At 64.4% G+C, this 12,398-nt stretch carries 11 protein-coding genes; 2 read left to right on the forward strand and 9 right to left on the reverse strand.

Features of this window, described 5'->3' with window-relative positions; genetic code table 11:
• Positions 1-159: 159 nt before the first annotated feature.
• Together RHOSA_RS22025 and cphA are read left to right on the forward strand one after the other, a co-directional pair.
• Positions 160-1,068 carry a cyanophycinase gene (locus RHOSA_RS22025; protein WP_081728670.1) on the forward strand — a complete coding sequence of 303 codons (909 nt, stop codon included), beginning with the start codon at positions 160-162 and terminating at the stop codon, positions 1,066-1,068.
• Complete coding sequence (gene cphA, locus RHOSA_RS0111485; RefSeq protein WP_027288786.1) at positions 1,065-3,689, forward strand: cyanophycin synthetase; 2,625 nt, start codon at positions 1,065-1,067, stop codon at positions 3,687-3,689. The genes RHOSA_RS22025 and cphA overlap by 4 nt, the downstream gene beginning before the upstream one ends.
• Positions 3,690-3,734: 45 nt before the next feature.
• Here the strand turns inward: cphA and RHOSA_RS0111490 are convergent, their stop codons facing one another.
• The 9 genes from RHOSA_RS0111490 to RHOSA_RS22040 form a co-directional block, all read right to left on the reverse strand.
• Positions 3,735-4,355, reverse strand: coding sequence for a hypothetical protein (locus RHOSA_RS0111490; RefSeq protein WP_027288787.1), 621 nt, complete (start codon positions 4,353-4,355; stop codon positions 3,735-3,737).
• An 83-nt stretch (positions 4,356-4,438) separates the two neighbouring features.
• Positions 4,439-4,864, reverse strand: a complete 426-nt coding sequence (locus RHOSA_RS22030) for a PAS sensor domain-containing protein (RefSeq protein ID WP_051432070.1) — start codon at positions 4,862-4,864, stop codon at positions 4,439-4,441.
• A 165-nt stretch (positions 4,865-5,029) separates the two neighbouring features.
• A complete protein-coding gene (locus tag RHOSA_RS0111500; protein WP_027288788.1) occupies positions 5,030-5,311 on the reverse strand; it encodes a Dabb family protein in 282 nt (93 codons plus the stop codon).
• A 21-nt stretch (positions 5,312-5,332) separates the two neighbouring features.
• Complete coding sequence (locus RHOSA_RS0111505; protein ID WP_081728671.1) at positions 5,333-6,124, reverse strand: ABC transporter ATP-binding protein; 792 nt, start codon at positions 6,122-6,124, stop codon at positions 5,333-5,335.
• 5 nt (positions 6,125-6,129) lie between these two features.
• Complete coding sequence (locus RHOSA_RS0111510) at positions 6,130-7,398, reverse strand: ABC transporter substrate-binding protein (RefSeq protein WP_081728672.1); 1,269 nt, start codon at positions 7,396-7,398, stop codon at positions 6,130-6,132.
• Between the two features lie 81 nt (positions 7,399-7,479).
• Positions 7,480-8,553 (reverse strand): branched-chain amino acid ABC transporter permease, encoded by a 1,074-nt coding sequence (locus tag RHOSA_RS0111515; RefSeq protein ID WP_027288791.1) that lies wholly within the window; start codon positions 8,551-8,553, stop codon positions 7,480-7,482.
• 4 nt (positions 8,554-8,557) lie between these two features.
• Positions 8,558-9,439: a branched-chain amino acid ABC transporter permease gene (locus RHOSA_RS0111520; RefSeq protein ID WP_027288792.1), complete on the reverse strand. Its 882-nt coding sequence runs from the start codon at positions 9,437-9,439 to the stop codon at positions 8,558-8,560.
• Complete coding sequence (locus RHOSA_RS22035; RefSeq protein WP_081728673.1) at positions 9,436-11,445, reverse strand: AMP-dependent synthetase/ligase; 2,010 nt, start codon at positions 11,443-11,445, stop codon at positions 9,436-9,438. Before RHOSA_RS22035 ends, RHOSA_RS0111520 begins: the two co-directional genes overlap by 4 nt.
• Entirely contained in the window at positions 11,435-12,268 is an 834-nt protein-coding gene (locus RHOSA_RS22040; protein ID WP_051432071.1) for an ABC transporter ATP-binding protein, read from the reverse strand. Before RHOSA_RS22040 ends, RHOSA_RS22035 begins: the two co-directional genes overlap by 11 nt.
• Positions 12,269-12,398: the final 130 nt, after the last annotated feature.

Genomic DNA, 12,398 nt, shown 5'->3' on the forward strand with positions numbered 1-12,398 from the left:
CGATGCGTTCCTTTTGGCAGACTGCGCGCTTTGGAGCCGCTGCGATCGTTCTCCTGTCATCCTGCCGCTGCTGATCGTCCGACATCCTTTCCCGACCCATCACTCGTGAACCTGCCCTAGCTAAGAGAGGCGTCGCGCACTGCGACGACTGGCCTTCCCATGGATAGCAATAACGTCGATCCCGCTGCCGACACCGGCCCGACCGGTGCTTCCCAGAACCTCAGCCATGACGCGCCCAAGGGTACCTTGATCGCCATCGGCGGGGCAGAAGATAAGACCTCCAACCTGGAGGTTCTAACCCGCGTGTTTGCCTACGCGCCGGCGGATAACAAGACGGTGGCGGTGATTGCGACCGCCAGCCAGATCCCCGAAGAGGTGCTGCCCGCTTATGAGCAGGTGTTCAAGCGCCTGGGCGCAACACACGTCCATTCCTTGGATGTTCAGGACCGGAAAGCGGCGAAGGATCCCAAGACCTGCGAGGCCGTACAGAGCGCCGGCGTAATCTTTTTCACCGGCGGCGACCAGATGCGCCTGACCCATGTGTTGGGCGGCTCGCCGCTGTTGCAGGCGGTCCGTGCGCGCTACCAGGAAGGGGCTGTTGTGGCAGGGACGAGCGCGGGGGCGGTCGCTTTATCGTCAACCATGATCTACAATGGCCACGCCGCAGATGCCCTGCGCAAGGGCGCGGTCAAGATGAGCAACGGCCTGGGCTTCGTTGACGATGTGGTGATCGACAGCCACTTCCTGGAACGCGGTCGCTTTACCCGTCTGATGGAAGTTGGCGCCACAAATCCGGAATATCTGGGCTTCGGTCTGGGGGAGGATGCGGGCGTGATCTTCCACAATGGCGGCTTCGTGGAAGCGATTGGTCCGGGACATGTCGTAATCGTGGACAGCCATGATATGGGCAGTTCCAACGTTGCCGATCTGGAAGACGGCCAACCGGTTGCCGTCGAGAACGTGGTTATGCATGCCCTGATCGCCGGTCACGGCTATGACCGGACAACCCGAACGTACCTTGGCACAGACACGCTCGCCCAGCGCTTGAGGGAAAGGACGCCCGTTTGAAGATTCTCGAGCTCCGCGCGCTGCGCGGCCCGAATTACTACAGCCGCTATGTAGCGATTTACATGCGTCTCGACATCGAGGCGTTGGAGGACAGCCCGACCGACACGGTACCGGGGTTCAAGGAGCGGCTGCAGGCGTTGTTGCCCAGTCTCTACGAACACCGCTGTTCGGTCGGCGAACCAGGCGGCTTTCTACAACGGGTCGAGCGCGGCACCTGGGCTGGGCACGTCGTCGAACACGTGGCGATCGAGTTGCAGAACCTGATCGGGTTCTCCGTGGGCTATGGCAAGACGGTCGATAGCTACGAGACTGGCATCTACAACGTCCTCTTCCGATACCGGGACGAAGCCTGTGGTCTGGCGGCGGGCGAGGAGGCCGTCGACATCGTCGACAAGCTGTTCAAGGGGGAAGAGGTCGACCTCGAGGCCGCGGTCGCGCGGCTGAAAGAGGTGCGCGACGCGCACCAGTTGGGCCCCTCAACCGGCTCGATCGTCAACGCAGCCCAGGCGCGCAACATTCCCTGGTATCGGCTGAGTGACGACACCAGCTACACCCAGCTCGGGCACGGCACCAAGCAACGCCGCTTCCAGGCGACCGTGACCGCGCGCACCAGTCTGATCGGCCACGGCATCGCCGACGACAAGGATTGGACCAAGCAAATCCTGGGCGACGCCGGCATCCCGGTGCCCAAAGGCTACAGCTGCGAGTCCTGGGATGACGCGCTGTGGGCAGCGGAGCAGATCGGCTATCCGCTCGCGGTGAAGCCGCTCGTCGGCAATCATGGCCGGGGTGTGACCACCAACATCACCACCGAGCAGGAACTGCGCGAGGGCTACGAGGCTGCCTGCGCGCGCTACGAGACGGTGGTGGTGGAGAGCTTCGTTCGCGGTGAAGATCACCGTCTACTGGTGATCGATGGCAAGCTGGTCGCGGCCGCCCGTCGGCGCCCGGCGCATGTCGTCGGTGACGGGCAGTCGAGCATCCAGCAACTGATCGATTGTGAGAACGCCGATCCGCGCCGCGGGGTCGGGCATGAAAATCTGCTGACTCAGATCCATGTCGATGAGCAGACCCACCGGCTGCTTGGCCAGGTTGGTATGAGCCTGGAGACCGTGCCCAAGGATGGCGAAGTCGTGTATCTGAAGGCGACCGCTAACCTGTCAACGGGCGGCACGGCGACCGACATCACCGATGACGTCCACCCGGAAGTGAAGTACGCGGCCGAGCGGATCGGCCGTCTGATCGGCCTGGACATCATCGGCATCGACCTGTTGGCCGAGACGCTGACCAAGCCGCTCGACCAGCAGTCCGCCGGTGTGGTCGAGGTGAATGCCGGCCCCGGTTTCCGGATGCACATGTCGCCAACCCACGGCACGCCACGCGATGTTGGCAAGCATGTGGTCGATATGATGTTCCCGGACCCGCAGGACGACGGGCGGGTCCCGATCACCGCGATCACCGGGACCAACGGGAAGACCACGACGACCCGCCTGATTTCGCACATGCTGCGCCAAGCGGGCCGTCAGGTCGGCATGGCCTGCACCGGGACGATTGAGATCGACAATCACGTGATCATGCGCGGCGACTACTCCGGTCCGCAGGCAGCGCACGCGGTGCTCAAAGAACCAACGGTCGAACACGCCGTGCTCGAATGCGCGCGCGGCGGCATCATGCGCCGCGGCCTCGGCTTCGACGAGTGCGACGTTGGCGTGCTGCTGAACATCGCCAGCGACCACCTGGGCGAGCGCGACATTCACACTCTGGACGAACTCGCCCGCTGCAAAACCGTCATAGTCGATGCGGTCCACCCAGGCGGCACCTGCGTACTCAACGCCGACGATCCGCGTGTGCTGGATCAGGGCACCTATTGGGCGCGCGGCAAGATCGCCTACTTCACCCTGGACCCCGACCACCCGGATGTCGCCAAGCATGTCGAGGATCACGGCATCGCTTTCACCGTTGCCGACGGCAAGATCGTCCTGCGCCAGGGCCAGGTGCAAGCGGACATCATCGAGGTGAACGATGTGCCGATCGCTTTCGAAGGACATGCCCGCTTCAACGTTTCCAACGCACTGGCGGCTGCGGCGGCCGGGCACGCGCTGGGCTTGGAACTGGCCGACATCCGCCAGGGTCTGATGACCTTCCACCCGACCCCGGGCCAATTGCCGGGTCGGACGAATCTGGTGGAGGCGGACGGCGTGCGGGTGCTGGTCGATTACGGCCATAACGTGCCGGCGTTGACCGCGCTGGAAGAACTGGTCGGAGGGCTGACCGCCAAGCGCCGGATCGCGGTTGCTTCGGCGCCCGGCAACCGGCGCGATGAGGACCTGCGTGCCCTCGGTGCTCAATTAGCGCAGATGCACGACCAGGTATTCATCTGCGAGCCCGATCCACGTGGTCGCGAGGTCGGCGAGGCGGCCAATCTGCTGCGCAGCGGCGCCGAGGACGCAAACGCAGGCAAGGTCGAGGTCGTGTTGGACGAACACGGCGCGATCGAGAAGGCCGTTGACGCGGCCAGCGAGGGGGACCTTCTGGTGATGCTGGTCGACGACACCGAGTTTGCGATTCAGCGCGTCAAAGGTCGCTCCTTCCGCGCCGCCGCTCCGATTGCGAAGGGGTAAAGCGCGAGTCCGGGCGAACCGTTCCCGCCTCTGAGGGTGAGGGGGTTACGCCACGGCTTTGGGCGAGGTCTTAGTGCTATCCAGACGGCGTTTCTGAGCGTCGTCTGGGTCATGCGGCAGTGCCGGGACCTCATCGGTTTCAGGCATCGCCCGGGTACTGCTGCTCTTACCCGCAAGCTGGCGGCGCGCGAAACGGTCGAGGCGCTGGCCGCTCGACACGCGTTCAGTTCGTTCGCGCCGGCTGTTTGTCCGTGTGTTGGCGGGCGCCGTCTCCGGCTCGGCCTGCACCGTTTCGGCCTCGGCAGCCGCCTTCGCCGCCTCCGCGCGCTGGCGCCGGACGGCGTTAAACTCGGTCATGCGGGCGACCAGCTTGTCCAGCAATTCGGTTTCCGACGGCGCCTTCTCAGGTGCCTTCACACTGAACACGTCGAGGCCAGCATACTTCACCTGCACAAAGCTGACCTGCAGGCTGCGCCAAGCGCAGAAAACGGCGAAGACGCCCACCACTAGCCAGCCCGAACCTTGGCCCAGCAAGGCGAAGGCCAGTCCGCACACCCCGCAGGCGAGCAGGACAACGGCTGCGACCGGTCGCCAGAATACGGCAGCGACCAGCAGCAGCACGGCGATCTGAACGGAGAATACGAGGATATCGCTGGCAGCGAGCATGGCGGTCCCGATCGACTAGTCCTGCCCCAAGGTAGTCGCGCAGCAGTTAACCGATCGTTAGAGCGAGCGGTAGCCAGGGGGCTTCAAGCCAGCGGTTCCATCACCGGCATATCAAAATAAGGGCCACGGTCCACTTGGGACTCGGCGATTGGGTTCTGAACGCCGACGTAGGTGTCGAGCACACCTTCGCGGAACACCGGACGCAAGCGCAGACGGTTCCAGAAAGGCGTGCCGTCCTTGCGGTAGTTCAGGATGTCGATGGTCAGGCTGCGCGCTTGCGCGATCGCCTTGTGAATCGCGGCAACGTCATGCGGGTCGGTATCGGGGCCTTGCAGGAACCGACAGTTTCGATTGATCACTTCCTCCGCGGGATAGCCGGTTTGGTCGACAAACGCGCGGGTGACATAGACCAGTGGCATATCGGCGTGCTGGCAGTCCGCGATCACCGCTGACCGTTCGGCTTCGGTCTGGGTCAAGCGGTCGTAGGCCTCATCAAGGGTCGTGATCATGGGGTCGGGCTCTCGGCATGCCGTGAAGGTAGCTTCGTATCAAAACCCACTACACCTCTAGATATTATGAAACCGTAAAGCCCACACCTTCCAGTGGTGCGAGTCGCATGGTTGTTGTTGAAAATATCCGGGGCGTTCAAGACACAGAGGTCAGCAGCACGCGGGTCACGAGATGATGTCGGCTGCGATCCGCATTTCTCGTAACGGGCGGACCCAATCGATGGCGCTCTGGTACAGTGGATCAGCCTTGTAGCGTGCCAGGGCTGCCTCGTCGGCAAACTCGCCATAGACCACCAGATCGACCTCGTTTGACATCAGGTCGCGGTTGAGGTTGCGGCGGATCTCGAGCCGATCGGCGTGGGGGACTCGTTCAAGCGTCTTCAGGCCAGCCTCTGCCGCATCCAGCCGGTCAGAGGGAACCGTGAAAAAGACGATATGGCGGATCATGCGCGGCACTATCCAGATGGGCTAGGCAAGCCAACGTTTACGCCGACGGTAGTGCTTGACGTTGTGGTAGTCCACCCGGTCGTGACCGCCCAGATAGAATTCCTGGATGTCCGGATTTTGCTTCAGCGTTTCGGCATCTCCGGACATCACGACGTGGCCGTTCTCGATCAGATAGGCGTGGCGCACGGCCTCGAGCGCGGCGGCGGCGTTCTGTTCGACCAGCAGGACACTGACCCGCTCTTCCCGATTGATCCGAGTGATGATCTCGAAGATCTCCTGCACCAGCACGGGGGCAAGACCCAGCGATGGCTCGTCCAGCATGATCAGGCGCGGTTGGGTCATCAGCGCGCGGCCGATCGCGAGCATTTGCTGCTCGCCGCCGGACAGGTAGCCGGATTGACTGCGCCGACGTTCGTACAGACGCGGGAAGTAGTCGTAGACCTGCGCCTTGAGCGCCTGCAGCTTCTGGCGGCTGCCGTTCAGCGGAAACGCGGCCGTCAGGTTGTCGTCCGGAGTTAAGTGCTCGAAGATTCGTCGGCCTTCCAGCACATGCACGATGCCCTTCTCGACCCGCTGGGCGGCCGCCATCGACAGGATGTCCTGGCCGTCGAACGTGACCTCGCCGCGCGTGACCGCCCCACGCTCAGGAACGAGCAGGCCACTGACGGTCTTCAACGTGGTCGATTTGCCGGCGCCGTTGGCGCCGAGGAGGGCGACCATGTCGCCCTCCTCGATGGCCAGGGAGACCCCCTTAATGGCGAGGAAGACTTTGTCGTAGACCACCTCGACATTGTTGAGCGACAGCAGGGCCATGGCGACTAGTTGCCCTGCTCGAACTGCTTGGCGTTCTTTTCGATCTCCTCCCAGACGATGTCCTGATAGGCCGCGATCCAGTCGCTCTGCGGCTCCCAGCTGTCGCCGGTCCACATCGACACGCGGCCGTAGCCGCCACCCTGATGGTCCTTCTCGGTAATCGTGATCGGCGGCATCAGGCCTTCGGCATTGAAGTCCTCGACCATCTCGAAGCCCTGTTTCAGCTTGGGGCCGGTCAGGGGAGCGCCATGCTCTTGAAGAGCCAGCTCCGCTGCGCGGACCGAAGCGGCCATCGTAGCCACGCCGATGTTGTAATAGACGTTGCCGACGTTCTTCTCGTCGCCGGTGCCGTTCCCCTGGGTGACCACCTGGTCCATGATTCGCTGGATCACCGGGGTGTCGCGGCCGGTATGGGTGGCAGCGAACCGCTTCACGCCGGTCGCGGCGTCGAAGCCGACCTGCTCCATGTCGGTGCGCGCAAGCCAGACCACCGACAGGATATCCTCCGGGGAGATGCCGTTGCGGATCGCGGTGCGGATCGACACCGGCTGGCCGCCGCCGGCGCCCCAGATGGTGACGTGGTCCGGGCGCCAGCGGCGCACGTCGGACCAGGTCGAGGATTGCTCGTTGCCGGGCGAAGGATAGGGGAAGGCCTTAACCTCGAAGCCCTTGCGCTCGGCGAGCTCTTCCAGGATCGGCAGCGGCTCGCGGCCGAACGGGCTATCGATGAAGACGTGGGCGATCCGCTTGCCTTCCAGGCCGCCCATGCTCTCCTCGATGTAGTTCGCGAGCACGCTGGCCTGCGACCAGTAGGTCGCCATCATCGGGAAGACGTAGGGGAAGGTCTTGCCGTCGCTGGCGTCGCCACGGCCGTGCAGGGCGGTGATCATCACCACCTCGTCTTCCAGCACGCGCGGGACCATGGCACGGCTAACCGGGGTCGACAGGAAATCGACCAGCACCGCGCCTTCCTCGACCGCGCGGTTATAGGCTTCGATGCCGCGTTGCGGCTCGTTGCCCGTGTCGCGCACGATCAAATCGATCGGATGGCCCTGCACGCCGCCGGTGGCGTTGACCATCTTGATGTAGTCCTGCTGGCCCTGGTTGTATTCATTCGAGACGAAGGTGTAGACGCCGGTGAAGTCCTGCAGCAGGGCAAAGGTGATCGGCTCCTTGTCCTGTGCGCTGGCCTGGGCGGCAAAGCCGGTGAGGGCGCACGCCGCCGCCGCGATCGCGACGGTCGCGGTGCGCAGGGCACCTCGTCTATGGATCATGGGGTTACCTCCCGTTTCGACGTTAAGCTTCTTCTTGCTTTGGCCAGGCCGCGGGGTGTCGTTGGTGTCATGCTCCTGGCGTCAGTTCCGGGTGTGCTGGAAGGGCCACACCAGGAAATAGTTGCGCACGTTGTCGTAGATCTTGGCCAGCCCCAGCGGTTCGAACAGCAGGAATGCGATGATCAGACCGCCGTAGGCCATCAGCGGGATATGCGACTGCAGATTCTGCGACATCGCGATCACCCCGCTGTCGGCGAGTGCTGCGACCAGGTTGGTGAGCACGATCGGCAGCAGCAGCACGAAAGCGGCGCCCAGGTAGGCGCCGATCACGCTGCCCAGCCCGCCGACCAGCACCATCGCGACGAACTGGATCGAGACGTCGAAGCTGAACTGCTCTGGCGTGACGGCTTCGTAGTAGCAGAAGGCGAGCACCGCCCCCGACACCCCGCCGAGGAAGGAGGAGGTGAAGAAGGCGAGCAGCTTGTACTTGAAGACGTTGACCCCGATCACTGCGGCGGCGAAGTCCTTGTCGCGCACCGCGACCAGGGCGCGGCCGAAAGCGGTGCGCTTAATGTTCATGATGAACACCGTGAGGATCACCGCCCATAGCAGCGCGCCGTAGTACTGCACCGTACCGTTGGTCATCGGCGCGCCCAGGAAGCTGACCTCGGGCGCCTGCAGGGTTGCCTGCGCGCCGCCGGAGATCGCGGGGACGTTGATGATCGTCCAGTCCACCAAATACTGCATGGCGAGCGTCGCCATCACCAGATAAAGGCCCTTTACCCGCAGCGCCGCCGCGCCGAACAGCGAGCCGATCACAGCCGCCATCAGACCGGCGCCAAGCAGCGCGAACTCGAACGGGACGCCGGCGCGGGTCAGGTGGATCGCGGTGTAGGCGCCGATCGCCATCACCGCCGCGAAGCCGAAGTGCAATTGTCCCGCAACGCCCATCAGCAACGTCAGCGACAGCGCCGCGGCAGTCCAGACCAGCCAGGGTAAGAGGTAGCTGGACAGGTACAGGTCGCCCACGAGCAAAGGTGCCAGGACGGCGAGGGCGAGAACGCCCAGCGCCTGCCAGCGATCAGCCGGCACCGGCCAGAGCTTACGCTCGCCCGCGTAGGTGGTGTGGTAAACGCCGGCCAGGCGATAGAACATCCAGCTAGACCCTTTCGATATCCTCGCGGCCGAACATGCCGTTGGGGCGGACCAGGATGGTGCCCAGGATGATCAGCGAGGTGACGACGTCGCGGGTGCCGCCGCCGACCAGCGGGTCTAGGTAGCCCGGCACCACGCTGCCCAAGATGCCGACCAGAAGCCCACCGACCAGCACGCCCCAGATGCTGTCCAGCCCGCCCAGGATGACCACCGCGATCGCCGGGAACAGCAGGGTAGAGAGCGTCCAGTCGACGCCTTGGGCGGACCCCCAGAGCGCGCCCGCCGCGACCGCGGAAACGCCGGCCAGGCCCCACGAGATGCCGATCGCACGCTCCACCGAGATGCCCACCGACCAGCTCGAGACGTGGTCATCGGACACCGCGCGCAACTTGGTGCCCAGGCGCGTCTGGAAGAACAGCAGGGACAGCACGATCATCGCGACCGCCACCGCCGCGCCGTACAGGTAGGCCCGGTTGATGAACACGCCTTCGACGATGATTGGCGCCAGCCCGATGCCGAGGTTGAGCGACTTTGGCGCGGCGCCCAGGAAACCGGGCGCGAGGCCGCGCAGCAGAATGTCCAGGCCCAGCGTCAACATCACGATCATGATGATCGGTTGGCCCACCATGCGCCGCAGCAGGACGCGTTCGGCGACCAGGCCGAAGACGAACATCAGCACCGCGGCGAGCGGAATCGCGAGCCACAGCGATAGCCCGACCATGCTGGCGAAGATGTAGATGAAGTAGGCGCTCAGCATGATCATCGCGCCATGGGCCAGGTTGGGCACGCCGGCAGACTTGTAGATCAGCACGATGCCGAGTGCCGCGAGTGCATACATGAGTCCGGTCAGGGCGCCGTTGATTAGCAGCTCGAAAAAATAGGTCATTGGGCGGCCCGGCGTCCGGTGGCGCCACCTACGGAGGTGATGTCGCGCAATTGTAGCCGGCGGGTCTGCTCGCCGGTTTCGCCGGTTTCGTAGGTGAAGGTCGCCTTGTATTCGATGCTGGCATCGCCGCCGTAGAGCGCCTCGATGATCGGGCGATAGTGTTCGTCGATCACGTTGCGGCGCAGCTTGCGGGTGCGCGTGACCTCGCCGTCGTCCGGATCGAACGGCTTGTGCAGATTGACGAAACGTCGGATCTGCAGGCCCTCCGGCAGCGTCTCGTTGGTGCGCTGGAGCACGCCCGCGATCAGATCGTAGACCGGATCCTTCTGCGACAGGTCGGCGTAGGAGGTGTAGGGCACCCCCCGTTCCTCCGCCCAGTGGCCGACCGCGTCGATGTCGATGCAGACGATCGCGGTCAGGACATCGCGGGCTTCGCCCAGGATGCAGATGTCGCGGATGAAGTGAGAGAACTTGATCCGGTTCTCGATGAAGGTCGGGATGAAGCGTGCGCCGCCAGCGGTGTAGACCACTTCCTTGACCCGGCCCTGCACGACCAGTTGACCGTCGTCTTCGATGTAACCCGCATCGCCGGTGTACAGCCAGTCGTCTTGCAGTGTTTCGGCCGTGGCATCCGGGCGCTGGAAGTAGCCATCGAACACGTTGTCGCCCTTGACCAGGATTTCGCCCGCATCGCTGATCTTGATCTCGACGCCGGGAAAGGGCTTGCCGACGGTGTGCAGCTTGACCGCATCGGGGTCCTGCGCGGCCGTCAGCGCCGCCGTCTCCGTCTGGCCGTAGAACTGCCGCAGTTCCAGGCCCAGGGCGCGGAAGAACAGGAACACTTCTTCGCCCATCGCCTCGCCGGCCGTGTAGGGGCGGCCGACCCGGCGCAGGCCCAGCTGATCGCGGATCGGACCATAGACCAGGAGTTCCCCCAGGGCGCGCCAGAGGCGTTTGCCGACGCCGGGCTGATGGCCTTCCAGGCGGCGGCGCTCCAGCTCGACGGCGAACGGCATGAAGCGGTTGTACAGCCAGCGCTTGAACGGTGTGCTTTCGTCAATGCCGACCTGGATGCGGGTCAGCAGATTGGACCAGGCACGCGGGCCGGAGAAGTACATCGTGGGGGCGATTTCCCGGATGTCCTTCTGCGCCGTCTCCTGCGTCTCCGGAATGTTGACCGAGAAGCGCAGCAGGATCGCCGCGCCGACGGAGAAGGTAAAATCGCCCACCCACGCCATCGGCAGGAAAGCCATGTGCACTTCGCCTTCCCGGAAGTAGCCGGCGGCAGCGGCATTGCGCACGGCAAACAAGACATGGCCGTGCTTGAGCGGAACCCCTTTGGGCGCACCTGTGGTGCCGGAGGAGTGCAGCAGCACCGCCACGTCGTGCACGCGGGCACGGCCCAACAGGTCCTCGCGCAGCCCGGGCTCCGTCTGCAGGCGCGTACGACCCGCCTCGACCAGCGTCTCGACCCCGACCACGCCGTCCGGTTCCTTGCCTTTCAGGCCGCGCGGGTCGTCGTAAACGATCAGTTCAAGCTGCGGGTAGCTTTTCTGGATTTCCAGCAGCTTATCGACCTGTTCCTGGTCCTCGCCAAGAGCGACGCGGATGCTCTCGCGCTGCACCTGGTCGCCGATTTCCTGCGGCGTCGCGTCCGGATAGGCGGGCGAGGGGACGGCGCGCAGCGCGCCCGCGCTCAGCATGGCGAAGTAGAGCGCCGGCCGGTTGTCCCCGATCACCAGCATCTGTTCCCCGGCCTTCAGGCCGTACTGCTCCAGCCCGGCGGCGAGGGCGAGCACGCGCTCCAGGTAGTCCGACCAAGTGTACTCCTGCCAGATGCCGTGGTCGCGTTCGCGCATGGCGACGCGATCTGGCACCTCGCGCGCGTTGCGGGCCAAGTGGTTGAGCAACGTGTCATCGGCCTGCCAGTCGGGGTGCTGGGCCGCCGGCGCCGTGCTCTCGGCATGCCCGGTCGCGGCAGTGGGGGCTTGAGCCTCAACCGGCATGGGCGACATCCGCTGGCTTCGGGGTGTCGACCTTGCCGATGTAGGCGGCGACCACCTCGGGATCGCTCATCGCATCCTTGGCGGCGTCTTCGGCGATCTTCTCGCCGTTGTTCAGCACCGCCACGCGCTCGCAGATCGCGGTGACCACGTCGAGGTGGTGTTCGATCAGCAGGATGGAGAGGTTGAGCGCCTCGCGCGCGTCCAGGATGAAGCGCACCATGTACTCCTTCTCCTCCTGGTTCATGCCGGCCATCGGCTCGTCCAGGATCAGAAGGCGCGGTTCGGCCGCCAGGGCGCGCGCCAGCTCGACCCGCTTCTGCATGCCGAGCGGGATCATCTCGACCGGTTCGTGGCGGACGCTTTCGAGCTGTAGCAGGTCGATGATCTCCTCGACCTGCCGGCGGTTAGCGACTTCGTCCTTTTCCGCCCAGACCCAATAGAACAGCGAAGCCAGCGCGCGCGGTTTCATGTGCACGTGCCGGCCCATCAGGATGTTGTCGAGCGCGCTCATACCCTTGAACAGGGCAACGTTCTGGAAGGTGCGCGCGATCCCCAGGCCCGCCACCTTGTGCGGCTTGACCCCGGCGATCTGCTTGTCCCGGAAATGGATCGACCCGGTATTGGGCGGGTAAAAGCCGGTGATGGCGTTTACCAGCGTGGTCTTGCCCGATCCGTTCGGGCCGACGAGACCGTAAATCTCCCCCGGCCCGATCTCGATCGACACGTTCTTGAGCGCCTGCAGACCGCCGAACGACCGGCTGACGTTGTCACACGTCAAGACGGCCTTATAGCCGGCGGACCGAACGGTCTCTGCTTCGGCCACGTTGTTTTCGCCTCCCCAGACGAAACGGGCCGGCCGTGATTTGTTTTCTTGCGCGGCCGGTCTCCTTTCTCAATAACCGGTTCGGGGCCGGCTTGTGAACCGGAAAGCCAGACATCTTTTAGGTTGCAGC

Source organism: Rhodovibrio salinarum DSM 9154, from assembly GCF_000515255.1.
GTDB lineage: Bacteria > Pseudomonadota > Alphaproteobacteria > Kiloniellales > Rhodovibrionaceae > Rhodovibrio > Rhodovibrio salinarum.

Bases quoted from the DNA above. Each gene is read 5' to 3' on its own strand.
- RHOSA_RS0111515 (WP_027288791.1), bottom strand. From the start codon at position 8,553: ATGTTCTATCGCCTGGCCGGCGTTTACCACACCACCTACGCGGGCGAG.
- RHOSA_RS22030 (WP_051432070.1), bottom strand. From the start codon at position 4,864: ATGATCACGACCCTTGATGAGGCCTACGACCGCTTGACCCAGACCGAA.
- RHOSA_RS0111500 (WP_027288788.1), bottom strand. From the start codon at position 5,311: ATGATCCGCCATATCGTCTTTTTCACGGTTCCCTCTGACCGGCTGGAT.
- RHOSA_RS0111505 (WP_081728671.1), bottom strand. From the start codon at position 6,124: ATGGCCCTGCTGTCGCTCAACAATGTCGAGGTGGTCTACGACAAAGTC.
- RHOSA_RS22035 (WP_081728673.1), bottom strand. From the start codon at position 11,445: ATGCCGGTTGAGGCTCAAGCCCCCACTGCCGCGACCGGGCATGCCGAG.
- RHOSA_RS22025 (WP_081728670.1), top strand. From the start codon at position 160: ATGGATAGCAATAACGTCGATCCCGCTGCCGACACCGGCCCGACCGGT.
- RHOSA_RS0111510 (WP_081728672.1), bottom strand. From the start codon at position 7,398: ATGATCCATAGACGAGGTGCCCTGCGCACCGCGACCGTCGCGATCGCG.
- RHOSA_RS0111490 (WP_027288787.1), bottom strand. From the start codon at position 4,355: ATGCTCGCTGCCAGCGATATCCTCGTATTCTCCGTTCAGATCGCCGTG.
- RHOSA_RS0111520 (WP_027288792.1), bottom strand. From the start codon at position 9,439: ATGACCTATTTTTTCGAGCTGCTAATCAACGGCGCCCTGACCGGACTC.